A 23,408-nucleotide genomic window follows, 5' to 3' on the forward strand; every position below is an offset into this window, starting at 1 on the left:
AACTTCTCAATTGATGATACAATTTTATCAAAACTTACAGACGACACCCAACAAAGCCCAAGCGTTACGACAAGCCATGTTAACGATGAAAAATCAATATCCTGATCCTTATTATTGGGCGGCGTTTACTTTAATTGGTGAGGGACAATAAGAAGTTGGGAATAAGCAATGGACTGTTTAATTTTCCCAGGCAGATTTTTATGACCTCTCCCCCGACCCATCTCCTGCAAGGAGAGGGGAGAATTTTTGTTACGCTTAAATCAGAAGTTGTATTTAGTATAATAACTCCCCCTTCCCTTGCAGGGAAGGGGGCAGGGGGGTTAGGTCATCAATGAATCTAAATTTTAATCTGCCTGTTAAACTGCGGACATTAATAATTCTTAGTTTAACAATGATTAGTTTACTGGTGATTCGACAATTGGGCGGGTTACAACCTTTGGAGTTAGCCGCCTTTGATAGCATGGTGCAATGGCGTCCTGAAGATAATCCTGACCCTCGCCTCTTGATTGTCGAAATTACAGAAGCTGATTTACAATTGATCAAACAATGGCCTGTACCTGATTCAATTTTAGCACAAGTTTTAGCCAATTTGCAACGCCATAAACCCCGTGTTATTGGAATAGATTTATTTCGAGATATCGCCATTCCTCCTGGTCATGAAGCGTTAGTTCAACAATTACAAAAACCGAATATTATTGGCATTAATTTTGTAGGATATGATTCCATGTCGACAATTCCGCCACCCCCAACTCTTCCTCCAGAACGTATCGGGTTTGTTAATATTCCGGTTGACCCGGATGGGGTTGTGCGTCGTCAATTCATGTTTACTTCGGGGTTAAAGTCTTTTTCTGTTCAGTTAGCTTTAGCTTATCTTAAACCCCTAGGCATTAAACCAAAATTAACGGTTAATAAGGAATATCAATTAGGCAACGTAATCTTTAAAAAGCTAGAATCAAACTCTGGCGGATATCAAAATATTGATGCAGGCGGATATAAACTTTTATTGAATTATCGAACCCCTAAAAATCTGGCTCATACGGTTACATTAACCGATATTTTACAAAATAAAATTAATCCCAATTTGGTTAAAGATAAAATTGTTTTAATTGGGACATCTGCGCCCAGCATTAAAGATGTTTTCCCCACTCCCTATAGTAGCACCCAAATTCGACTGCGAGAAATGCCCGGAGTTGTGATTCATGGTCATGCCATTAGTCAAATTCTCAGTGCTGTTTTAGATGAAAAACCTTTGTTTAGATTTTGGTCTGAACCCGTTGAAATTCTCTGGATATTCACTTGGGCAATCTTAGGAGGATATTTGGGGTTTAAATGGAAAAAAACCAGTCTTTTAATTGGAGGCAGCTTACTGTGTTTAAGTGGATTAGGACTCATCAGTTACGGACTTTTTTTGCGGATGTTTTGGGTTCCGGTGGCTGCACCCATGTTAGGATTTATTCTAACGTTTACTGGGACGGTGATTGCTCAAGTTCGGGAATCTCAACAGCAACAATATATGGTGATGAAATTGTTAGGACAACAAACCTCTTCAGATATTGCAGAAACACTTTGGACAGAGCGATCGCATTTAATTAACTCTGGTCTTTTACCCCCAAAAACTCTAACCGCAACGATCCTATTTACTGATTTAAAAAACTTTAGCACCATCGCCGAAAAGCAATCCTCAGAATCCTTAATGATTTGGTTAAATGAATACCTGAGTGCCATGACCGATATTGTTTTAAAACATCAAGGTATTGTGAGTAAATTCACCGGAGATGGGTTAATGGCAGCCTTTGGGGTTCCAGTTGCTAGAACTACATTTGAAGCGATCGCAAAAGATGCTGAAAATGCCGTTAATGCAGCTTTAGAAATGGGTCAACATTTACAGCAACTCAACGAACAATGGCAACAACAAGGATTACCGTCTGTCGGAATGCGAGTAGGAATTTATACTGGAACCGTAACCGTCGGAAGTTTAGGCGGAAAGAATCGTTTAGAATATGGGTTAATTGGAGATAGCGTTAATATTGCATCCCGTTTAGAAAGCTGCGAAAAACACCGAGAAGGTGGCATCTGTCGAATTTTAATTGCTCAAGAAACCTTAAATTATTTAAAGGGCAGATTTGTAGTAGAATCCTGGGGAGAACTAACGTTAAAAGGGAAAGAAATCCCGATTACAGTCTATCAAGTTTTAGGAAAATTTTAAAAGATGGGATCAATCTCATCAACTTATGATATATTTAGATAAAATTAAAATCCAGGGGGCAAAATTGGAATGCTAAAACCCTCATTATTTTTAAAGCTAATTTTTATTGGTTCTACCTTGGCTTTAAACCTATTGCTGATTCCCTTACCCTTACAAGCTCAAGACGACCCTGTACCCCCTGGTACAGGAGGAACAGGAGACACGAAGCCAGGAGGGCCACGGCCAGGAGCGGCAGGGGAAATAATCTGCTTAGTCGATGGCAACTCTCAAGGCTTAACCGCCATTATTCTAGATACAGAACAACGCGAATTAACCACATTATCCCATCCAACAATTTTAATTTATATCCCCAAAACCAAAGCGAAAACCGCAGATTTTGTTGTTTTTGATCATCAATCGGATAGTCCTGTTTATAAAACAGCAATTAATCTACCAAAAGAACCCGGAATTATAGCAATAACAATTCCCAAAGATCAACCGGAACTTCAACCTGGAATTTATCGTTGGACGGTTTCTTTAGTCTGTGATTCTCCTAAGCCGCCTTCTGTTCGCGGGATGATTAAGCGAGTTCAACCCAATTCTGAATTAACTGAAGCATTACAAAAAACGCCTGCTGAACAATGGTCAGTTTATGCTCAAGCGGGAATTTGGTATGATGCGATCGCCACTTTAGCCACCCTCCGTCAAGCGCAACCGAATAATCCACAATTAGAATCAGATTGGAAAAAACTCCTCCAACAAGTTAAACTGGATGCTCTCGTAACAGCACCTCTGATTCAACCTTAAAAACTCGTTAAATCCCTGATTAAATCAATTATTTCTCTTTAGCCTTAGCTTTTTTCTTAGCATCCTTCGCTGCTTTTTTGGCGGCTTTCTCCGCTTCCAATTTAGCTAAACGTGCCTGTTCTTTCTCTTCTGCGAGTTTATCTAAATAATAATGATAATCCCCTAAATAAACCCGAAATTCCCCATCTCGAATTTCAACAATTTTATTAGCAACACGGGAAATAAAATAACGGTCATGGGAAACAATCAACACCGTTCCATCATAATGTTGTAAAGCTTCCTCTAACATTTCTTTCGCCGGAATATCTAAATGATTAGTCGGTTCATCTAAAATTAAACAATTCACAGGTTGTAGTAATAATTTAGCTAACGCTAAACGGGCTTTTTCTCCGCCACTTAACGCCCCAACCTGTTTAAAAACCGTATCTCCACTAAATAAAAACCGTCCTAATAAAGTTCTCACTTCTTCATTTTTCCAATCAGGAACTTCATCATGGATCGTATCCATAACCGTTTTTTCTAAATCTAAAGCTTCCGCTTGATTTTGTTCAAAATACCCCGGAATTACGTTATGTTCTCCTAATGAAACTTTTCCTTCGGTGGGTACTTCTAACCCCATAATTAAACGCAGTAACGTGGATTTTCCACAACCATTCGGCCCTAAAAAGGCAATGCGATCGCCCCGTTCAACTAATAATTCTGTGCCTAAAAATAAGATTTTATCATCATAAAAATGAGTTAAATCTTTAATATTTACCACTTCTCGACCACTTCTCACCGCCGCAGGAAATCGAAATTTTAGGGTTTGAGAAAAAGAAGTCGGTGCTTCAATTCGTTCAATTTTATCTAGTTGTTTTTCCCGACTTTTTGCTTGGGTACTGCGAGTGGCGCTGGCGCGAAAGCGTTCAATAAATGCCTGTTGTTTTTCTAACTCCTTTTGCTGCCGTTCATAGGCACTTAATTGAGCTAATTCTGCTTCTTCCTTTTGTTGTAAATAAGCCGAATAATTCCCTAAATAAGTTTTAGAAACCCCCTGTTCTGTTTCGACAATTTGCGTACAAAGACGATCTAAAAATTCTCGGTCATGGGAAACAATCACCATCGGTGTTGTTAACCCTTTCAGATAAGTTTCTAACCATTCAATGGTTTCTAAATCTAAATGGTTAGTCGGTTCATCTAATAATAATAAATCCGGTTCTTGAAGTAATATTTTTCCTAAACTCATTCGCATTTGCCAACCGCCACTAAAGGCACTGACTAAGCGATCGCCATCTTCTGAGTCAAACCCCATTTCCGGCAATATTTTCTCAATTTGAGATTCTAATGTATACCCGCCAATGGCTTCCAAGTCTCGATGTAAACGATCTAATTTTTTAATTAATTGATCTAACTTTTCTGGAGTTGCCGTTTGCATTTCATGTTGCACTTCGGTCAAAGCTTCGTGAATCTGATTGGCTTCTTGAAAAACTGTCCAAAACTCTTCACGAACCGTATGACTTGGGTTAACCTCAAATTCTTGGGTTAAATAAGCAATTTTTAAACTCGATGGACGAATAATTTCTCCAGAGGTGGGTTCAATTTCCCCAGCAATAATTTTTAATTGAGTTGATTTTCCCGCCCCATTCACGCCGACTAAACCCACGCGATCGCCCGGTTTAACTTCCCAATTAATATCCTTAAGAACTAAACCCGTCGGATAAATTTTACTGATATGCTCAAGACGTAACATTTTAATTTCCTTTTGTATAAAACAATTACTGTTTATGGGTTATTTCTCATTAATTTTAGGTATTTTAAGCCATAACAATTTCTATGTTAAAGCATAATTTAATCTAAAAAATAATTTTTATTTCCAATTAATTTTAATCCTTATTTTTTTAAAGATTCTATCCTTCCTTACTGACCTGATAAGTTTCTACCGCATTTTTAATAATCGCTTTAAACAGTTCAGGCTCCCAGGGTTTGGTAATACATTTAAAAATTAAAGTCGATGTTAGAGTTTCCGAATCTAATTCTAACGCATCTTCAGAATAACCGGTGAGTAGAATCTTAATTGTATCAGGAAAACGTTGATTGACTTCGGTAAAAAATTGAATTCCTGTCATTTCCGGCATACTTTGATCAGAAATAATGATCGCCATTTCTCCTTCAGTATCCAGAATATTCATCGCACTAGAAGGGCTATCGGCTCTAAATACCTGAAATTCCCGTCGAAATGTTCGATAAAGCAGATCGAGATTATCCCGCTCATCATCAACCACCATGAGTTTCAGTTTGCTTTCAGGCATACCTTAAGATCTCTATTCAACTTAAAAAATAAAATCCGATAACATTTGGGGTTTAGGAGCATTTCCTAGAAAATCAACCATTAATCATAACTTTAATTCTATCTTAAACCAAGCAAGGGAACTTTCTTTGCCCAAAAATGACCCAAGGCAAAGAATCATAAAAAAAGCGAGACTCCAATGAGTTCTCGCACTTCCTACAAGATCGCTGACATTCCGGGCCAGAATCCTCTCTATAACAAAGTCAAAACCCCTGTCATTAGACTGAAACCGGATTAGATGTGGAGTTGGCTAATTCCGCTAACCGTTCTTCCTGGTCTTTAACAATACAGGCGTCCAGTACAGTTTCCAAATTTCCCTCCAAAATGCTTGCTAGAGGAAAGTTTTCACCTAAGCGGTGATCAGTAACTCGATTGTCTTTATAGTTATAAGTACGGATTTTTTCAGAACGGGAGCCAGTTCCCACCTGAGAACGACGCATCGACGTTACAGCCTCCTGTTGTTCCCGTAGTTTCGCTTCGTACAACTTCGCCCGTAAAATTTGCATCGCCCGTTCCCGGTTTTGTAATTGACTGCGTTCTTCGGTACAAAAAATCCGAATTCCCGTTGGTTTATGGAACAGGTCAACCGCCGTCTCCACCTTGTTGACGTTTTGACCGCCAGCCCCCCCGGAACGAGCCGTTGTTATCTCAATATCCTTGGGATCAATTTCAACGTCCACTTCATCAACTTCTGGCATCACAGCAACCGTAGCAGTAGAGGTATGAACCCGCCCCCCAGCCTCAGTTACAGGAACACGCTGGACTCGGTGAACCCCAGCTTCAAACTTAAGTTTGCTGTAAACGCTGTCCCCTTGGATTTCTAAAATTGCTTCCTTAAAACCACCCATGTCAGCCAGAGACTCGCTCACCATGCTCACCCGCCAGCGTTGACCTTCCGCATATCGGGTGTACATTCTGACTAAATCTCCCGCCCAAATACTCGCTTCTTCCCCTCCGGTTCCCGCCCGAATTTCCAACATAATGTTTTTCTCATCGTTGGGGTCACGGGGAAGTAACAGGATTTTCAGGCGAATTTCCAGTTGATGAATTTGGGTTTCTAACTCAGTCACTTCTAAAGAAGCCATCTCCCGCATTTCTGGATCATCTCCGGCTTCCTTCATGACTTGACGAGCTCCGACAAGTTGTTCCTGAGATGTTTTCCAATCTTGATAAGTGCTGACAATCTCTTCCATCGACGAACGAGCTTTAGCAACTCGTTGAAACTCATTGGGGTCAGTGGCAATATCAGGATCAGCTAAACGCAGGGTTAATTCATTAAAAGTTTGTTCAATCGATTTAAGTTTATCGACAAGATAAGCATCAGCCATAAGGTTGTCAGTTGTCAGTTGTCAGTTGTCAGTTGTCATAAATTTACAATTTAGAGGCGTTGCACCCCTAAATTTAATTTCTAGCTGGGAAGGGCTGATTTCAAAGTGAATTCAGCACCGAACACCCTGCAAACTCGTAAACAGTCGGTTGTCAGTAGAGAAAACTACAGACAACAGACGACGGACAAACGACAACCTCGCTATTTTTGGGATTGCTTATCATCCATCATGCCGTATTTCCGTAGGAAGCGTTCTACTCGTCCTTCAGTGTCTAAGATTTTCTGAGTTCCTGTGTAGAAAGGATGATTTCCTGACCACACATCAACATAAAGGCGAGGCTGGGTGGAACCAACGGTTGTAACTAATTCACCGTTGCAATAGACTTCAGCCTCTGGATACCATTCAGGGTGAATACCAGGTTTAGGCATGGTTTTTGAGCTTCTAAATTTACAAAGTGTTTAATGGAAATTTTCATGGGAATTTCTTCCCGATGGGGTTGTAAACCCAGAAGGGTTTAACGTTTGGAGTATTGGGGAGCTTTACGTGCTTTGCGTAAACCATATTTTTTACGCTCTTTGGCACGGGGGTCACGGGTTAAGTAACCTTCGGTTTTCAGGGGTTTACGATTATCCGGGCTCAGTTCGCACAAAGCACGAGCAACCCCTAAACGGATAGACTCGGCTTGACCCGTTAAACCGCCACCTTGAACGCTGACCAAAATATCATACTCATTTTCCAGACCGAGGGTGTCCAGAGGAGCTTTAGCGGCAGCCAGATAGCCCATGTTGTATTGCAGATACAAATCGCCATCTTTGCCATTAATCGTTAATTTGCCAGTACCGGGGACGAGGCGAACTCGTGCCACAGAGGATTTCCGACGGCCAGTTCCCCAGTAAACGGCACGACCACTATCAGTTGCTTGCATTAATTACCTCCTGTTGGAATCGTATTGAGTGTTAAGGTTTCGGGTTTTTGAGCTTGGTGAGGATGATCCGGCCCTGCATAAACTTTGAGTTTTGTAAACAGGTTCCGTCCTAGGGTATTCTTGGGTAACATTCCTTTAACGGCTTGCTCAATAATCCGTTCAGGAATTCGAGCTTGCAATTTGTCAAAGGTTTCGATTTTCATCCCCCCCGGTCTACCGGAGTGACGGCGATACAGTTTTTGAGTCCGTTTTTTACCCGTCACTTGAATTTTTTCGGCATTGACAATAATTACAAAGTCACCGGTGTCTAAGTGAGGGGTGTAAATGGGTTTATTTTTTCCCCGAATAATACGGGCGACTTCACTGGCCAAGCGACCTAAGCGTTGGTCAGCCGCATCAATGACATACCATTTCGGTTCTAGGGATGTCTCTGAAGGAAGGAAGGTTTTTGTTGTCATTCTTGATTGTCCTTAAATTTAAGATTGACACTTGTGTGGAACAGGCAACATGAGGCTGTTAAGTAGGGTGTCGGGTCTCTGTTGACCGTCAACCATCAACCCACAACAAATTTAGGAAAAGTATCAAACCAAATAGCCTGATCAAAGGGAAACTCTGGATAACCCACTCGCAATAAGCAAAGCCCTTGGGCTGGGGCTGCATATTTAACAACGTCTCGGCGTTCTTGAGTCCAGATGTCTCGAAACTCTTCTAGGGAGCGTTCCCCGTTTCCAACTTCCACCAGCAACCCTACAAGCAATCGCATCATGCCATATAAAAATCCACTGGCTTGCACTTCAATATGGATGAAGGGGTCTTGGCGCTGACAACTGACAAATTGTACGTCTACCCAAGCATGGGGGCGGGATGTGCCACTGCGTTGAAACGCAGATAAATGGTGATATCCCAATAACTGCTCTAAGGCGGATTGGATTAACTGTTCATCCAGAGGATGATGATAGTAATGCCAAGTGAAAGGACGGACAAATAGGTTGGGTCGAGGTTCGGTATACAGAGTGTATCGATATCGACGCCAGTTTGCGGAAAACCGCGCGTGCCAAGTGGAAGGAACAGAGGCCGATGCCCGAATCAAAACATCCTGCGATAAGCGATTGTTAAGAATGGTAGCCCAACGATAGGCCGGAATCTGACTCGGTGCATCAAAATGCGCCACTTGAGCCGCCGCATGAACCCCCGTATCTGTGCGTCCTGCTGCGTGCAGGGTTACAGGAGCTTGAGTCACTGCCCGGATCGCCGTTTCAATTTCCTGTTGCACCGTGCGTTGATTCGGTTGTCGTTGCCAACCTTGAAAGTGAGTTCCCTGATACTGAATTACCAAAGCTATACGCTGTTGATCATTGCGGGCAGGGGGAAGGGGAAGGGAACAATCCACAGTTAACCGACTTTACACCAATTCAATAATCGCCATTTCTGAATTATCTCCCCGACGGCTGACGGTTCTAACAACACGGGTATAACCGCCATTGCGAGAGCCATACCGTTCTTTGGCTCCCTCAAATAAGGAATGAACCAGTTGTTTGTCATAGATATACCCCAGGGCTTGGCGACGGGCCGCTAAGGAACCATCTTTTGCCAGGGTAATCATTTTTTCTGCTTCTGATTGTACCGCTTTCGCTCTAGCTTTAGTGGTGGTGATTCGGCCATGGCGAATCAATTCGGTGGCTAGAGAGCGCAGGAGTGCTTTACGCTGATCCGCAGGTTTGCCCAATTGGGGAACACGACAACGATGACGCATAATGACTTACCTTAAGGTGAAAAATGATTGAGTGGATTTAATCAGTTATCCGTGAACAGTTATCAGTTATCAGTGCAAGAGTTCACTGTCAAAACTTGAGCTTTAATCGTTAGTTGTCAAGGGTTGTTACCTCAACACGAAAGAGTAAACACCACGATCAACGGATCACTGATGACTGATAACTGATAACTGATTCTGAGTGGCTCAAGAAGATGAAGCCGTAGATTTAGAGGCTCGTTCTTGAGGCAATGTAATCCCTAAGCGTTTTTGTAACGCCTCGATCACTTCTTCCGCAGACTTTTGACCAAAGTTTTTAATTTCTAAGAGGTCTTCTTGAGTATAATCTCGTAAGTCCGCGACTGAGTTGATTTGAGCGCGTTTGAGGCAGTTGTAAGCCCGAACGGATAACTGCAATTCTTCAATCGGGATTTGACTGGTAGGATCGATATCATCATTTTGATCGCTTTTAATCGATTCCAGGGTGATATCTTTCAAGGGCGTAAACAAATCCACTAATGTCGTTGCAGCTTGGCTCAGGGCTTCTTGGGGGGTGTAACTCCCATTTGTCCAAATTTCCACAATCAGTCGGTCTTTTTCTTCATACCCAGCTACTCGTGCGTCTTCAACGGTATAATTGACTTTACGCACGGGCATAAACACCGCATCGATTTGTAGAAAATCCACAGCCGCCGCTTCATCACGACTGCGTTCAACCGCCCGATATCCACATCCCTTCTCAACTTGGAATTCCATTTCCAAGGTTGCCCCAGGAGCCAGAGTAGCGATATATTGGTTTTTGTCTACAACCTCAACCTCTGAAGGTAACTCAAAATGACCTGCCGTTACCGTCGCTGGGCCTTGAACGAGTAAACGGCCGATTTGTTTTTGATGGGTATAGCTTTTGAGTACAACTTCTTTCAAGTTTAGGAGAATTTCTAAAACGTCTTCCCTAACCCCTGTAATCGTTGCAAACTCATGATTCACACCAGCAACCCGTACTGATGTAATGGCTGCTCCTTCTAAGTTTGAGAGTAAAACCCGTCTAAGAGCATTACCAACCGTCGTCCCTTGACCCCGTTCTAAAGGTTCTAAGACGAATTTTCCGTACTGACTTCGGTCTGTATCAGTGTTCGATTCAATACACTCAATCTTAAACTGCGCCACCGATGGACCTCCCTTCTCCATTGAACCCCAAAATGAATTGACAGTAGTAAGGTAAAGAATGAAACGAGCGCGTTTTGGCTCATTCTTTCCCATTAAGACGCGAAACTCCACGCTTATACGACTTGGGAAAGCCGTAATTACACGCGACGTCGTTTGGGAGGACGGCAACCATTATGGGGAATGGGAGTAATATCTCGAATCAGGGTAATTTCTAAACCAGCCCCTTGCAACGCACGAATGGCTGTTTCCCGACCGGCACCGGGGCCACTCACCATAACTTCAATTTGACGCATTCCTTGATCATTAGCTCTGCGTCCCGCGTTTTCGGCTGCGGTTTGGGCGGCGAAAGGAGTCCCCTTTTTAGCCCCTTTAAATCCGGTAGACCCAGCAGAAGCCCAAGAAATGACCTCCCCATTCGGGTCGGTAATGGTTACAATCGTATTGTTAAAGGTGGATTGGATGTAGGCTACCCCATTGGGGACGTTCCGTTTTTGCTTTTTCGGCCCTGTTTTTTTCGTTTGTCGCGCCATAGTAATCTCGTTTACGATTTTCTTGTTCTGTGCATTAAGAACCCGGCTGAACTTGAATCAGCCATTTCTGTGCGTTTAAAATGTTCTGCCTAATTATTTCTTAGCGGCTGCTTTTTTCTTACCCGCAACAGTACGGCGAACCCCTCGACGAGTTCTCGCGTTTGTCCTGGTGCGCTGACCCCGTACAGGCAGACCTAGACGATGACGACGCCCCCGATACGTTCCAATATCCATGAGGCGTTTAATATTCATGGCCTCCATCCGTCGCAGATCCCCTTCCACCTGATACTGTTGAATGGCGGCGCGTAGGGCTGCAACATCAGCATCACTCAAATCTTTAACCCGGATATCAGGATTGACACCCGTGTCTTTGAGGATTTGTTGAGACCGTGAAAGTCCAATTCCATAAATATAAGTCAGACCAATTTCAACACGTTTATCTCGTGGAAGGTCTACTCCGGCTATCCGTGCCACAATGAACGTCTCCCTTTAAAATGTACAATCGCGACAATGCCTAAATCATGCAGTAAAATGATAGGCAATTTAGTTGATCCCCAAATTTGCTAAATGGCTTGGGCGACTTGATAGGTTGAAGCTACTGTTCTGGTTTCAACTTCCCACTCTTTCACGTCGAAAAAAGGGTTTTGTAGCTATTCCTTAAGACTTAACAAGGGCTGGGGCTAGTTCAAGGCTAAACTTGAATCACAGCATTGTAGTTGTTGAGTCTGTTTTCCCAGTCTCAGGAAAACCCTGAATTCCGTCCTAAATGGACGATCCAGGGTTGTTAGCCTTGGCGTTGCTTATGTTTGGGGTTTGAACAAATCACCATCACCCGTCCTCGACGACGGATGACGCGACACTTTTCACAAATTTTGCGGACTGATGCTCGAACTTTCATGCCAATTTGAGCGACACTACAACAAATTTATTATTATATCACTGAAAACGGAATTTTTATCTAATTTAACCCTTACCCCAAAGGCTAAGGGATAAGATTTCATTCTATTTTTTGCGTAGACGATAGGTAATTCTACCTTTAGTTAGGTCATAGGGGGTCAATTCAACCTTGACCCGATCTCCAGGCAAAATCTTGATGTAATTCCGCCGAATTTTCCCAGAGATATGGGCTAAGACATTAAACCCGTTATCTAAGTCTACGCGAAACATAGCATTTGGAAGGGATTCAGTGACTGTCCCTTCCATTTCAATGAGATCTTGTTTAGCCAAGTTATTGTTACCTCAATTCAACGATCTGTCCCCTCGATCAACAAATGACCGAGATTTGCTCCTCTGATCACATTAAGAAATCCGAGTTCAAACATATTTCTTAACAGATTTTATCAAAAAATTGAGCGTAATCTCTGTTTTTTGTCAATCTTTTTCCCTAAATTTCCTGAGAAATCCAGGGTCAACCCAGGGCTAAGGGGAGATGTTGACGGATCAAGCAGGAGTAACTTCGGTTGAATGACCTTCCCCTACAGGCATCTAGCTTGTGAAGAACTCCTGAAAAGAGCTTACATTTCAAGAGCCAAGCTATGTCCTAAACGGTAACAATCTGGGTTAACTCTTCTGTGACATCATGGATGGAACGGTTTCCATCAAGGTGATAAAGCTGCCCTCGCTCGTCATAGTAATCAATTAAGGGAGCGGTTTGTTCCCGATAGACTTGCAAGCGGTGACGAATGATTTCCTCGTGATCATCCTGACGTCCTCGGGCTAACAATCGCTGTACTAAAATATCATCAGGAACATCTAAGTTAATCACTCGAAGCTCTCTGACTAATTCTTTAGGGTGACTGTCCGCCGGGATAATATTGGTCGCCACGAAGTCCGCTTGAGAAATGTTTCGAGGAAACCCATCTAAGATCCAACCGTTTTGGGCATCAGATTGCTCAAGACGATGGACAACCATATCCAAGATCAAATCATCAGGGACTAATTCCCCTTGATCCATATAATCCTTAGCTTTTTGACCCAGATCAGTTTCTTGACTGACATGAGTGCGTAAAATTTCACCCGTCGAGATATGAGGCACTGTAAACTTGGCAGAAATCTGACCAGCTTGAGTCCCCTTTCCCGACCCTGGAGGGCCTAGAAAAATCAAGTGCACTATCGTTTCACCATTCCTTCATATCGTTGAGAAATCACGTAGGTTTGTACCTGTTTAGCCGTATCAATGGCTACCCCCACCAGAATCAGCAGAGAGGTGGCGCCAAAGCCCCGAAAAGTAGGAACTCGTGTAGCACTCTCAACGATTGTTGGGATAATGGCAACTAACCCTAAAAAGATAGCTCCCAAAAATGTCAAGCGATTTAAAACCCGCTCAATATACTCACTGGTAGCGCGACCAGGGCGAATGCCGGGAACACTAGCACCCATTTTCTTAAGGTTCTGTGCCATATCTACAGGATTCATAATTAATGAAGCGTAGAAATAGCTAAAGAACACAATCAGTAATAAATAAAACGCTGCATATAGCCAAGGAGTTGATCCACTCGGTGTCAGGGCTGTCGCAATTTGAACCAAAATCGGATTGTTCGTAAATTGAGACAGGGAAGCAGGCAAGATTAAAACCGCCGATGCAAAAATAATCGGCATCACGCCCCCTTGATTTAACCGCAGAGGCAGATAGCTGGTTTTTTCTCGGTATAATTTCCGACCCACTTGGCGACGAGCCGAAACAATCGGAATACGTCGAGTTCCTTCCTGAACAAAGACAATCCCCACAATCATTGCGAGGAAAACGATTAACAGAAGAATCACCCGACCCACAATTGCTTGATCGCCACTTTGCGCTAACTCTAAGGTATTGCCCAAGGACGTCGGTAACACCGCCACAATTCCCAGGAAAATCAATAAAGAAGCACCGTTACCAATTCCTCGTTCAGTAATCAGTTCCGACAGCCACATGACAAACATCGATCCGGCTGCAAGGGCGAGAACCACTTGAACTTGGAAGAGAATACCCGGATTATCCGCAAAGGGATTAATCCAAATGGCAATCCCGACGCTTTGTAACACAGCCCACCCTAAAGCTACATAGCGAGTAATTTGAGAAATCTTGCGCCGTCCTGCTTCTCCCTCGTTTTTCTGTAGATCTTCCAGACTGGGTAAAGCCGCCGTCATCAATTGCATGATGATGGAGGCATTAATATACGGCAAAATTCCTAATGCAAAAATTCCCAGAGCCGATAGTCCGCCTCCAGAAAATAAATCAAGGAACCCGATCACCGGACTATTCTGAATCGCCGCAGAAAAACTAGCACGATCAATACCAGGGATAGGTAGAAATACACCGACCCGTACTAGAATCAGCAAGCCAATGGTGACTAAAATCCGACCTCTTAGACCAGCAGCTTGTGCCATCTGCAAGAAGGTTTCCTGTGCAGTTGGCGCTTTGTCTCGACTAACGACCATGAAGGACTGCCTCAATCAGTAATCAGTAATCAGTTGTCAGTTGTCAGTTGTCAGTTTTTAGCTTTTAGTAATCAGTTGTCAGTTTTTAGTTAACGCTTGACAACTATTAACTGTTAATGGTTAACAGTTTACTGTTGACTATTGACTGTTTACTGATTACTGTCTCCTAATAACTGACAAGTCCCACCTGCGGCTTCAATTTTGGTACGCGCTCCTTGGGTAAAGGCAGCCGCTTCTATCCGCAGAGCCACATTCAGTTCCCCATTCCCTAAAATTTTTAGAGGGCCACGAGTTCCGGTTAAGAGTCCCGCGTCTAACAGAGAAGTCAAGGTAACTTCAGTATTGGCACTTAGGGATGCCAACTGACCTACATTAATCGTAGTGTACTGTTTAGGATTAATCAGCGGGAAGCCCTTAAGTTTAGGAAGGCGACGGTACAGAGGATTTTGACCCCCTTCAAAGCCAGGGCGGGTACTGCGACCGGAACGAGAATTTTGACCCCGCATTCCTTTCCCAGAGCTTGCTCCTTGACCAGCAGAAATCCCACGACCTAGGCGACGACCGCGTTTGCGAGAGCCCGGTTTGGGTATAGCATCGTTGAGTCTCATGATTGCTTCTAGTTGAACAGTTTCAGATGGATAACGAAATTAAGCGTAAAGATGCTCAATGGGGATTCCCCGCTCTTTGGCAACATCCGAGAAGGTTCGTAATGACTCCAAAGCATCGATTGTGGCTCTAGCATTATTTAAAGGATTGCTAGAACCTAGTTGTTTCGCTAAGATATTGCGAACTCCAGCTAGTTCCAAAACCGTCCGAACGGCTCCCCCAGCAATTACCCCTGTCCCCGGAGCAGCAGGACGCATCATCACTTGAGCGCCTCCGCCTGCACCATTAACCGGATGAGGAATTGAATTAGATTTGGTCAAGGGAACTTCGACAACGTTTTTACGACCGTCAGCGACCCCTTTTCTCACGGCTCCAATCACATCGGCGGCTTTACCGACACCGACACCGACTTGGCCGTGTTCATTGCCAACGATAACCACGGCTCGGAAGCTGAGTTTCTTACCCCCTTTGACCACCTTAGTCACCCGACGGATCTGGACAACCCGTTCTTGCCACTCAACTTCTTTTTCTTTAGTGCGATTACTTTTTTTACGACGCTGCTGTTGCTGCTGCTCTGCCATAGTTTTAATATCCTGATCAACGTTGATGTCAGTTATCAGCTATCAGTTATCAGTTATCAGTTACCCGTCAGGAGCATTCAGGGTTCATGAATCAGAACCGCTCATGGGATTGAGTGATAACTGTTGACTGTTTACTGTTAGAAGTCTAGTCCAGCTTCTCGGGCGGCATCAGCTAAGGCTTTGACGCGACCGTGATAGATATATCCACCCCGATCAAAAACTACCTGTTTGATGCCTTTAGCTACCGCACGCTCAGCAATTAACTGGCCGATTTTCACGGAAGCTTCGCAACTGGCGCTAGAAGCAACTTCAGACTTCAAACTGGGTTCGACAGTAGAAGCAGCAACTAGCGTATGATGTGTCGTATCGTCAATCACCTGGGCATAAATATGCTGGTTTGAACGAAACACGGCTAATCTTGGCCGTTCTGGAGTTCCAAAGACCTTGACTCGAACTCGCCGATGACGGCGATCGCGGGATTCTTGACGAGTTAGTTTCATAGTTTATTTCTTCCCACCCTTACCAGTTTTACCAGCTTTACGTCTGACCACTTCGCCTTGATAACGAATCCCCTTGCCTTTATAGGGTTCTGGGGGACGTACAGCCCGAACGCGAGCAGCCATATTGCCGACAATTTCCTTGTCAATGCCGCTAATAATCACGTTTGTGTTGTTCTCAACGGCAACACGAACTCCTTCTGGTGGGGTCATTTCTACGGGTTTGCTGTAACCGACGTTTAACACGAGGTTGGTACCTTGCACGGCTGCCCGATAACCCACCCCTTGGATTTCTAAACGACGCTCAAAACCTTTGGAAACCCCTTCTACCATATTGGAAACCAAGGTTCGGCACAAACCATGACGTTGACGGGCAGTACGAGACTCGGAAGCCCGTTTAACGTTGACGATTTCGCCGTCCTGCTCCACAACAACTTCTGGGGGAAGTACACGAGACAGTTCACCTTTGGGGCCTTTAACAGTGACTTGTTGACCATTAATGGTGAGGGAGACTTGCTTCGGTACAGAAATTGGACGTTTACCAATTCTAGACATAGTTATCTCATCATTTGTTGACTGTTGACTGTTGATTGTTGACTGTTGACTGTTGGCTGTTGATCGACAACTAACAACCGACAACAGGCAACTACCAGATATAACAAAGCACTTCACCACCAAGTCCTTGGCGTCGAGCTTCCCGGTCAGTCATCACACCGCGAGATGTAGAAATAATGGCTACGCCAATTCCACCTAATACGCGAGGGAGTTCTTTGCGGTTGCGATACACTCGCAAACCCGGTCGGCTGACTCGCTGTAACTTCTGAATGGTGGGAGCCTTTGTTTTAGAGTTGTACTTGAGAGAGACAACCAAGTATTTTTTAAGGCCTTCGCCCGTTTCTTCAAAATCCCCAATAAACCCTTCTTGTTTCAGAACTTGGGCAATACTACGGGTCATTTTTGTAGAAGGAATTTGTGTAGTTTGATGCCGCGCCATGCAAGAATTGCGAATGCGCGTCAACATATCCGCAATGGTATCGTTTGCCGCCATAGTTTCCTCGTTACTTTAAGTTACAGGCAAGATGCCTGTTCCACATTAGCTTTCCCGAAAAGGCATACCCATCTCTTTGAGTAAGGCGCGCCCTTCTTCGTCGGTTTTGGCTGTGGTCACAATTGCAATATCTAAACCTCGAATTTGATCAATACTGTCATAGTTAATTTCAGGAAAGATCAATTGTTCTCGGACACCTAAACTGTAGTTTCCGCGACCATCAAAACTTTTACCACTGACCCCACGAAAGTCACGAATCCGAGGTAAAGCTAAATTGATCAGTCGATCTAAGAAGGCATACATCCGGTCTGAACGTAAGGTTACCATCACACCGACGGGCATTCCTTTGCGAATTTTGAACCCAGCGATGGCTTTTTTAGCACGGGTGACAACAGGTTTTTGTCCCGTAATCACGGCTAATTCATTGATGGAAGACTCTAAAGCTTTAGCATTTTGAGACGCTTCGCCTAAACCCCGGTTGACGGTGATTTTAACGATCTTAGGAACTTGATGGATATTTTCATATTGAAATTGATCCATCATTTTGGGAACGATTTTGTCTAAGTAGACAGTTTTGAGTTTAGCTACCATAGTTGTTGTTCTTTATGAACCCTGGGCTTGGTCAGGATAGAGTTGACAATTGACCGTTGAGTGTTAACAATAAGTCGTTAACAGACAACCGCTTAATCAATAATTTCACCCGTTTTTTTCAGCATTCTCACCTTGCGTCCATCTTCAGTGAAGGTGTGACACACCCGACTGGCGACGTTTTCTTTGGTGGAGTAGAGCATAACGTTTGAACTATGAATCGGAGCTTCAAAGGTCGTGATTTGACCCGATTCACCTTCTTGACGGGGTTTAACGTGCTTGGTTCTGACGTTAACATCTTTAACGACGACTTTACTCACTTTAGGAAGAACTCGCAGGATTTCGCCGACTTTTCCTTTATCGCTTCCGGTAATCACCTGCACGGTATCGCCTTTTTTTACGTGCATTTTGTAACGTTGGGGTTTGTCGGATTGGGTTTTATTGGACATTTAAAGAACCTCCGGTGCAAGAGAAACAATTTTCGTGAAATTCTTATCCCGTAGTTCCCGCGCTACAGGCCCAAATACACGAGTTCCTCTGGGATTCCCATCGGCGTTGATAATCACAGCCGCATTGTCATCAAACCGAATACTCATACCACTATCGCGACGTAAACTGTGACGAGTCCGAACAATTACAGCCCGAACTACATCGGATTTTTTCACAGCCATATTCGGGATAGCATCTTTCACAACCGCAATGATGACATCACCAATGCCACCATAACGACAGTTGCCCCCTTTTAAAACGCGAATACACATTAATTTCCGTGCACCGCTATTGTCAGCAACATTAAGAATCGTTTGAGCTTGAATCATAGTTTTATTTTGTCCCTCTCAGGCTTGTCAATCCCTGTTCAATCATGATTTGACGATTCCTGATGACGATTTGAAGTTTCAACTCTTACAGTTCAGTTTTGTTTTTATCGCTTAGAATTTCGACCACATTCCAGCGTTTGGTTTTACTTAAAGGACGAGTTTCAGAAATGCGAACTCGATCTCCTTCTTGACATTCGTTGTTTTCGTCGTGGGCTTTATATCGTTTGGTTTTAACGACAATTTTGCCGTATTTTGGATGGGGAGAACGGTTTTCCACCGCTACAACCACCGTTTTATCCATTTTGTTACTAACGACCAAGCCAACTCGTTCTTTTACTGCCATCGTGCAAGTCTCTCCAAGATCAGTTATCAGTGATCAGCGATCAGTTGTCAGTTTTTAGTGATCAGTTTTTAGTTAAATATTAAGATGATTCACCCTTAACGATTAACTTTTAACGATTTACTGGTTACTGCTAACTGATAACTGGTTACTAATTTGTCGTTCTCGCTCTACGGTTTTTAATTGGGCTAAACGATGGCGAGTATGCTTAAACTCATGAGTTTTTTCTAAACGCCCCGTTGCTTTGAGTAAACGTAGGTTAGCGAGTTGTTTTTTGGCTTCTAAGATTTGCTGGGACAGTTCTTCATCATTTAACTGTCTTGCTTCTTCAATTTTGGGAAAAGACATATTTCAATTCTCAATAGTTGAGCTAATTGTCCCAAGCGGGTTAACAACACAATTACAAAGCTTCTTCCTCAACAGAACGGGCAATAAATTTGGTTTTAATCGGCAACTTAAACGCCGCTAACCGCATTGCTTCCCGTGCAATTTCTTCGGAAACCCCCGCAATTTCAAAGAGTACCCGACCGGGTTTAACGACCGCTACCCAATATTCAGGAGCCCCTTTACCGGAACCCATCCGAGTTTCAGCAGCCCGCATGGTAACTGGTTTGTCAGGGAAAATCCGAATCCAAATTTTGCCGCCCCGACGAATATAACGAGTCATAGCTCGACGGGCTGCTTCAATTTGGCGAGAGGTAATCCAACAAGGTTCTAAAGCTTGTAGGGCAAAATCACCGAAGTTGAGATCATTCCCACGAGTGGCTTGACCTTTCATCCGGCCACGCTGTTGTTTGCGGAATTTTGTTCTTCTGGGACTTAACATGATCGTGTTCGATTTGGGGTTTGATGTTGTTCTTTATCCTTCGTTAGAACGATCGTCATATTTTTGACGACGGGGTTGCCGATTACGACGGGGTTGATTGGTCGTTGCAGCAGCCACTTCTTCTTGCCCAGGGATAATTTCGCCCTTGAAGACCCAAACTTTAACACCCAGAATCCCGTAAATGGTTAAAGCGGTACAGTAGGCGTAGTCAATATCGGCCCGCAGGGTATGGAGAGGAACTCTGCCTTCACGAGTCCATTCGGTTCGGGCAATTTCTGCACCGTTTAACCGACCACTGACTTGAATTTTGATGCCTTCAATTCCAGCTTTTTGCGCCCGTGTAATCGCTTGACGCACAACCCGACGGAAGGAAACCCGTTTTTCTAGTTGTTGGGCGATATACTCGGCAATCAAGGTGGCATCAGCATCAACCCGGGCAACTTCTACCACGTTGATCCGAATTTGCCGATGTGACCCCAGTTTTTTCTGAAGACCGAGGCGCAGAGATTCAATCCCTGTTCCTCCCCGACCAACGACAACACCGGGTCTAGCGGTTTGGACTTCTAAATCGATTTGATCGGCTTTGCGCTCAATTCGGACTTTAGAAATCCCGGCATTGCTGAGTTCTTTGCGAACAAATTCCCGAATGGTATGGTCTTCTTGTAACAGTTCAGGATACTGTTTGGAATCAGCAAACCAACGAGATCTGTGCTCTTGGGTAATTCCCAGTCGAAACCCAACAGGATGAATTTTTTGTCCCATAGCAGATTAAGGATGAGGTTTTCAATTCTGAGTTGTTTACGCTTTTAGGGCGACAGCAACCACAATATGACAAGTCGGCTTGCGAATTTGGTAAGCCCGACCTTGGGCACGGGGTCTAAACCGTTTGATGCTAGGGCCTTGATCGGCGTAAGCCTGAGAAATCACTAAGTTTGCTGGATCTAAGCCTTGATTATGTTCAGCGTTCGCTACCGCAGACCGTAATACCTTGAGAATCGGTTCACAAGAGCGATAGGGCATGAATTCCAGAATGATCAGAGCTTCTCGATAGGATCGCCCCCGAATTTGATCCAAAACTCGTCTGACCTTAGAAGGTGACATCCGAATGTAACGGGCGATCGCTTTTACTTCAGTGCTAGTATCTGTAGCCATGATTGAGTAATCAGTAATCAGTAATCAGTAATCAGTAATGAGTAATCAGTAATCAGTAATCAGTTGTAGAGACTTGCCATAGGGAGTCACAGGTTGCTGCCAATTGATAGGGATGTCGGTTGTTAACCTTGAATTCCCAACATCAACGCTACTCTTGATGACTGGTGACTGTTAACTGATAACTGATTAACGGCGAGCTTTTTTGTCACTTTTGGCGTGACCCCGGAAGGTGCGAGTTGGCGCAAATTCCCCTAATTTATGACCCACCATTTGATCGGTAACAAACACAGGGACGTGCTGTTTTCCGTTATGGACAGCGATGGTATGACCGACCATTTGGGGGATAATCGTGGATGCTCTTGACCAAGTTTTGATGACTTGTTTCTCTCCTTTGGCATTTAATTTTTCAACTTTGCTGAGGAGATGATCCGCCACAAATGGGCCTTTTTTGAGAGAACGAGACATAGTTAATGTGTTGACAGTTGACAGTTAACCGTTGACCGTTGGCCGTTGACAAGCAACAGACAACAAGATTAAGTTTGCCGTCCACCTTTACCCCGTTTCGAGGATTTGCGACGACGACGAACAATTAAAGCGGTACTGCGTTTTTTCTTGTTGCGAGTCTTCGCCCCTAAAGCGGGTTTACCCCAAGGTGTAACCGGGCCAGAGCGACCGATGGGGGCGCGTCCTTCTCCACCACCATGAGGGTGATCTACAGGGTTCATGACGCTACCACGAACTTCAGGACGACGACCTTTCCAACGGGTACGACCGGCTTTCCCGATGCTGATGTTACGAGCATCAATGTTGCCAACTTGTCCGATGGTGGCGTAGCATTTGGCTGGAATTTTCCGTTGTTCTCCAGAAGGCAGTTTCAATGTGACATAGTTACCTTCTTTTGCCATCACTTGAGCGGTTGCACCCGCAGCCCGAACAATTTGTCCCCCTTTACCGGGCACTAATTCAACGTTATGAACTTCTGTCCCTAACGGGATTTTAGCTAAGGGCAGGGCATTGCCGATTTCAATGGGCGCATCGGGGCCGGAAACAATCATAGTTCCGACTTTTAATCCCACCGGATGCAGAATATAGCGTTTTTCGCCATCGGTGTAGTACAACAGGGCAATCCGAGCATTGCGGTTGGGATCGTATTCAATCTCAGCCACTTTGGCAGGGATGTTGTGTTTATCCCGGCGGAAATCAATAATCCGATACAGTTTCTTATGTCCGCCTCCGCGATGGCGACAAGTAATCACACCCCGGTTATTCCGTCCTTTATCGCGGTGTAAGGAAACCGTTAAAGAACGTTCCGGTTCAGAGCGGGTAATTTCTGAAAAATCGGAAACTGTATGTTGGCGTGTTCCGGGGGTATAGGGTCGGTATGAACGAATTCCCATGTTTAATCCTTAGATTCTTTTCAATTCCTCTATCAGTTGCCAGTGCTCAGTTATCAGTTGTCAGTGCTCAGTTGTCAGTTAAATCTTAATGCTGTTTAAGTTTTAAGGATTAACGATTAACTTTGAACTTTTTGACTAATTCCTGATGGCAGATGATCTGATAACTGATTACACCTCTGGGAACAGAACCTTACGCAGAGGCTCCCCATCCTCCAAAGTGATAATTGCCCGTTTGTAGCGTGGTTTATACCCAACAAATTTACCGACCCGACGACGTTTCCGAGGCGGAATTAAGGTATTAACGGCTTTAACTTTAACGGGGAATAACAGTTCAATTGCTTGTTTGATCATCGGCTTGGTTGCCTTGAGATCAACATCAAAGGTGAACTGATTGCGCTCCATTAACATCGTCGCTTTTTCAGTCACAATGGGACGCTTGACCAAATCAATCAGATCGGCCGAATTATGATGAAATTCAGTCACCGTAAACCTCCTGAATTTTGGCAAGAGCAGCAGCCGTGGTGACGATTTTGTCAGCCGCCAGCACGTCATAAACGTTGAGGCTATCGGCCAAGCACATTCTGAGTTTGGGGATGTTGCGACCGGATAGGTAAACGTTGGGTTGTTTCTCAGGTAACACCAAGAGCACTCTTGCTTCGGCGTCAATGCCCCAACGGGTCATCGCCGATACTAAGTCTTTGGTTTTGGGTCGAGAAAACTGATCCGCAAATTCTTCAACGACAATCAGATCTTCAACGCGACTTTGAAACGCTGTTCGCAGTGCTAATTGTCTTTCTTTGCGGTTGATTTTATGGGAATAATCTCTGGGTTTAGGCCCAAAAATCACCCCCCCGCCTCGCCATAAGGGAGACCGGATGGAACCTGCTCTAGCGCGACCGGTTCCTTTTTGACGCCAAGGTTTACGCCCCCCGCCTCGAACTTCTGAACGGGTTTTGGTGCTGGCTGTGCCTTGACGAGCATTCGCCATTTGCCGTACTAAGGCTCTATGGACAATGTGGCTGGCATTTTCTTCGGATGCGACTTTCAGGTCAAGGGTTGCTTGTCCTACGCTTTCACCCTGCCAATTTCGGACTACACAATCAACCATGGTTGTTTTCTC

At 44.2% G+C, this 23,408-nt stretch carries 35 protein-coding genes; 3 read left to right on the plus strand and 32 right to left on the minus strand.

The genetic code is table 11. The features are described 5' to 3' along the window. The first annotated feature begins 13 nt into the window (after positions 1-13). The 3 genes from ACKPEB_RS08945 to ACKPEB_RS08955 all read left to right on the plus strand — a co-directional run bounded on the left by ACKPEB_RS08945 (position 14) and on the right by ACKPEB_RS08955 (position 2,992). The gene (locus tag ACKPEB_RS08945) at positions 14-151 is read left to right on the plus strand and encodes a CHAT domain-containing protein (RefSeq protein WP_408964569.1); all 138 of its coding nucleotides are present in this window, start codon (positions 14-16) and stop codon (positions 149-151) included. A gap of 240 nt (positions 152-391) precedes the next feature. Beyond that, entirely contained in the window at positions 392-2,206 is a 1,815-nt protein-coding gene (locus ACKPEB_RS08950) for a CHASE2 domain-containing protein (protein ID WP_408964526.1), read from the plus strand. 69 nt (positions 2,207-2,275) lie between these two features. Further along, the gene (locus ACKPEB_RS08955; protein WP_408964527.1) at positions 2,276-2,992 is read left to right on the plus strand and encodes a DUF928 domain-containing protein; all 717 of its coding nucleotides are present in this window, start codon (positions 2,276-2,278) and stop codon (positions 2,990-2,992) included. A 28-nt stretch (positions 2,993-3,020) separates the two neighbouring features. Here ACKPEB_RS08955 and ACKPEB_RS08960 read toward each other — a convergent pair whose 3' ends face one another. From ACKPEB_RS08960 to rplD, 32 genes are all read right to left on the minus strand, one after another. After that, positions 3,021-4,721: an ABC-F family ATP-binding cassette domain-containing protein gene (locus ACKPEB_RS08960; protein ID WP_408964528.1), complete on the minus strand. Its 1,701-nt coding sequence runs from the start codon at positions 4,719-4,721 to the stop codon at positions 3,021-3,023. A 157-nt stretch (positions 4,722-4,878) separates the two neighbouring features. Next, positions 4,879-5,280: a response regulator gene (locus ACKPEB_RS08965; RefSeq protein ID WP_408964529.1), complete on the minus strand. Its 402-nt coding sequence runs from the start codon at positions 5,278-5,280 to the stop codon at positions 4,879-4,881. Between the two features lie 256 nt (positions 5,281-5,536). Next, entirely contained in the window at positions 5,537-6,646 is a 1,110-nt protein-coding gene (gene prfA, locus ACKPEB_RS08970; protein WP_408964530.1) for a peptide chain release factor 1, read from the minus strand. 200 nt (positions 6,647-6,846) lie between these two features. Then, positions 6,847-7,074, minus strand: coding sequence for a 50S ribosomal protein L31 (gene rpmE, locus ACKPEB_RS08975; RefSeq protein ID WP_408964531.1), 228 nt, complete (start codon positions 7,072-7,074; stop codon positions 6,847-6,849). Between the two features lie 86 nt (positions 7,075-7,160). Then, positions 7,161-7,571 carry a 30S ribosomal protein S9 gene (gene rpsI / locus ACKPEB_RS08980; protein ID WP_408964532.1) on the minus strand — a complete coding sequence of 137 codons (411 nt, stop codon included), beginning with the start codon at positions 7,569-7,571 and terminating at the stop codon, positions 7,161-7,163. Further along, positions 7,571-8,029, minus strand: a complete 459-nt coding sequence (gene rplM / locus ACKPEB_RS08985; protein ID WP_408964533.1) for a 50S ribosomal protein L13 — start codon at positions 8,027-8,029, stop codon at positions 7,571-7,573. The genes rpsI and rplM overlap by 1 nt, the downstream gene beginning before the upstream one ends. A 95-nt stretch (positions 8,030-8,124) precedes the next feature. Beyond that, a complete protein-coding gene (gene truA, locus ACKPEB_RS08990; protein ID WP_408964534.1) occupies positions 8,125-8,961 on the minus strand; it encodes a tRNA pseudouridine(38-40) synthase TruA in 837 nt (278 codons plus the stop codon). Between the two features lie 12 nt (positions 8,962-8,973). Further along, positions 8,974-9,324 (minus strand): 50S ribosomal protein L17, encoded by a 351-nt coding sequence (gene rplQ / locus ACKPEB_RS08995; RefSeq protein WP_408964535.1) that lies wholly within the window; start codon positions 9,322-9,324, stop codon positions 8,974-8,976. Between the two features lie 204 nt (positions 9,325-9,528). Next, complete coding sequence (locus ACKPEB_RS09000) at positions 9,529-10,488, minus strand: DNA-directed RNA polymerase subunit alpha (protein WP_408964570.1); 960 nt, start codon at positions 10,486-10,488, stop codon at positions 9,529-9,531. Between the two features lie 137 nt (positions 10,489-10,625). Further along, a complete protein-coding gene (rpsK, locus tag ACKPEB_RS09005) occupies positions 10,626-11,018 on the minus strand; it encodes a 30S ribosomal protein S11 (RefSeq protein ID WP_072719730.1) in 393 nt (130 codons plus the stop codon). Between the two features lie 93 nt (positions 11,019-11,111). Beyond that, positions 11,112-11,492 carry a 30S ribosomal protein S13 gene (gene rpsM, locus ACKPEB_RS09010; RefSeq protein WP_408964536.1) on the minus strand — a complete coding sequence of 127 codons (381 nt, stop codon included), beginning with the start codon at positions 11,490-11,492 and terminating at the stop codon, positions 11,112-11,114. 310 nt (positions 11,493-11,802) lie between these two features. Then, the gene (gene rpmJ, locus ACKPEB_RS09015; protein ID WP_071782548.1) at positions 11,803-11,916 is read right to left on the minus strand and encodes a 50S ribosomal protein L36; all 114 of its coding nucleotides are present in this window, start codon (positions 11,914-11,916) and stop codon (positions 11,803-11,805) included. Positions 11,917-12,020: 104 nt separating this feature from the next. Further along, complete coding sequence (gene infA, locus ACKPEB_RS09020; protein ID WP_008191178.1) at positions 12,021-12,245, minus strand: translation initiation factor IF-1; 225 nt, start codon at positions 12,243-12,245, stop codon at positions 12,021-12,023. Between the two features lie 313 nt (positions 12,246-12,558). Continuing rightward, the gene (locus ACKPEB_RS09025) at positions 12,559-13,128 is read right to left on the minus strand and encodes an adenylate kinase (RefSeq protein ID WP_408964537.1); all 570 of its coding nucleotides are present in this window, start codon (positions 13,126-13,128) and stop codon (positions 12,559-12,561) included. Beyond that, positions 13,128-14,435 carry a preprotein translocase subunit SecY gene (gene secY / locus ACKPEB_RS09030; protein ID WP_408964538.1) on the minus strand — a complete coding sequence of 436 codons (1,308 nt, stop codon included), beginning with the start codon at positions 14,433-14,435 and terminating at the stop codon, positions 13,128-13,130. The genes ACKPEB_RS09025 and secY overlap by 1 nt, the downstream gene beginning before the upstream one ends. Before the next feature lie 149 nt (positions 14,436-14,584). Continuing rightward, complete coding sequence (gene rplO, locus ACKPEB_RS09035) at positions 14,585-15,043, minus strand: 50S ribosomal protein L15 (protein WP_408964539.1); 459 nt, start codon at positions 15,041-15,043, stop codon at positions 14,585-14,587. 39 nt (positions 15,044-15,082) lie between these two features. Beyond that, positions 15,083-15,622, minus strand: coding sequence for a 30S ribosomal protein S5 (rpsE, locus tag ACKPEB_RS09040; protein ID WP_408964540.1), 540 nt, complete (start codon positions 15,620-15,622; stop codon positions 15,083-15,085). A 137-nt stretch (positions 15,623-15,759) separates the two neighbouring features. Beyond that, the gene (gene rplR / locus ACKPEB_RS09045) at positions 15,760-16,122 is read right to left on the minus strand and encodes a 50S ribosomal protein L18 (protein ID WP_408964541.1); all 363 of its coding nucleotides are present in this window, start codon (positions 16,120-16,122) and stop codon (positions 15,760-15,762) included. A 3-nt stretch (positions 16,123-16,125) separates the two neighbouring features. Next, positions 16,126-16,674, minus strand: coding sequence for a 50S ribosomal protein L6 (rplF, locus tag ACKPEB_RS09050; protein ID WP_408964542.1), 549 nt, complete (start codon positions 16,672-16,674; stop codon positions 16,126-16,128). A 91-nt stretch (positions 16,675-16,765) separates the two neighbouring features. Then, positions 16,766-17,167: a 30S ribosomal protein S8 gene (rpsH, locus tag ACKPEB_RS09055; RefSeq protein WP_408964543.1), complete on the minus strand. Its 402-nt coding sequence runs from the start codon at positions 17,165-17,167 to the stop codon at positions 16,766-16,768. A 45-nt stretch (positions 17,168-17,212) separates the two neighbouring features. After that, entirely contained in the window at positions 17,213-17,758 is a 546-nt protein-coding gene (rplE, locus tag ACKPEB_RS09060) for a 50S ribosomal protein L5 (RefSeq protein ID WP_408964544.1), read from the minus strand. 92 nt (positions 17,759-17,850) lie between these two features. Then, entirely contained in the window at positions 17,851-18,204 is a 354-nt protein-coding gene (gene rplX, locus ACKPEB_RS09065; RefSeq protein WP_408964545.1) for a 50S ribosomal protein L24, read from the minus strand. Beyond that, positions 18,205-18,573 (minus strand): 50S ribosomal protein L14, encoded by a 369-nt coding sequence (gene rplN, locus ACKPEB_RS09070; RefSeq protein ID WP_408964546.1) that lies wholly within the window; start codon positions 18,571-18,573, stop codon positions 18,205-18,207. It abuts the gene before it with no gap. A gap of 85 nt (positions 18,574-18,658) precedes the next feature. Beyond that, complete coding sequence (gene rpsQ, locus ACKPEB_RS09075; protein WP_408964547.1) at positions 18,659-18,916, minus strand: 30S ribosomal protein S17; 258 nt, start codon at positions 18,914-18,916, stop codon at positions 18,659-18,661. A 117-nt stretch (positions 18,917-19,033) separates the two neighbouring features. Then, positions 19,034-19,261 carry a 50S ribosomal protein L29 gene (gene rpmC, locus ACKPEB_RS09080; RefSeq protein ID WP_408964548.1) on the minus strand — a complete coding sequence of 76 codons (228 nt, stop codon included), beginning with the start codon at positions 19,259-19,261 and terminating at the stop codon, positions 19,034-19,036. A gap of 52 nt (positions 19,262-19,313) precedes the next feature. Further along, complete coding sequence (gene rplP, locus ACKPEB_RS09085; protein ID WP_408964549.1) at positions 19,314-19,739, minus strand: 50S ribosomal protein L16; 426 nt, start codon at positions 19,737-19,739, stop codon at positions 19,314-19,316. 33 nt (positions 19,740-19,772) lie between these two features. Next, on the minus strand, positions 19,773-20,501 hold the full coding sequence (gene rpsC, locus ACKPEB_RS09090) for a 30S ribosomal protein S3 (protein ID WP_408964550.1): 729 nt from the start codon (positions 20,499-20,501) through the stop codon (positions 19,773-19,775). Between the two features lie 36 nt (positions 20,502-20,537). Then, positions 20,538-20,891, minus strand: a complete 354-nt coding sequence (gene rplV / locus ACKPEB_RS09095; protein ID WP_408964551.1) for a 50S ribosomal protein L22 — start codon at positions 20,889-20,891, stop codon at positions 20,538-20,540. Between the two features lie 186 nt (positions 20,892-21,077). Next, the gene (rpsS, locus tag ACKPEB_RS09100; protein WP_072719714.1) at positions 21,078-21,356 is read right to left on the minus strand and encodes a 30S ribosomal protein S19; all 279 of its coding nucleotides are present in this window, start codon (positions 21,354-21,356) and stop codon (positions 21,078-21,080) included. 68 nt (positions 21,357-21,424) lie between these two features. Continuing rightward, complete coding sequence (gene rplB / locus ACKPEB_RS09105; protein WP_408964552.1) at positions 21,425-22,288, minus strand: 50S ribosomal protein L2; 864 nt, start codon at positions 22,286-22,288, stop codon at positions 21,425-21,427. Between the two features lie 168 nt (positions 22,289-22,456). Continuing rightward, on the minus strand, positions 22,457-22,771 hold the full coding sequence (locus ACKPEB_RS09110) for a 50S ribosomal protein L23 (protein ID WP_408964553.1): 315 nt from the start codon (positions 22,769-22,771) through the stop codon (positions 22,457-22,459). Next, complete coding sequence (gene rplD / locus ACKPEB_RS09115; RefSeq protein WP_408964554.1) at positions 22,764-23,396, minus strand: 50S ribosomal protein L4; 633 nt, start codon at positions 23,394-23,396, stop codon at positions 22,764-22,766. The genes ACKPEB_RS09110 and rplD overlap by 8 nt, the downstream gene beginning before the upstream one ends. Between the last annotated feature and the right edge of the window lie 12 nt (positions 23,397-23,408).

The organism is Planktothrix sp., assembly GCF_046067725.1.
In the GTDB taxonomy this organism is placed as follows: domain Bacteria; phylum Cyanobacteriota; class Cyanobacteriia; order Cyanobacteriales; family Microcoleaceae; genus Planktothrix.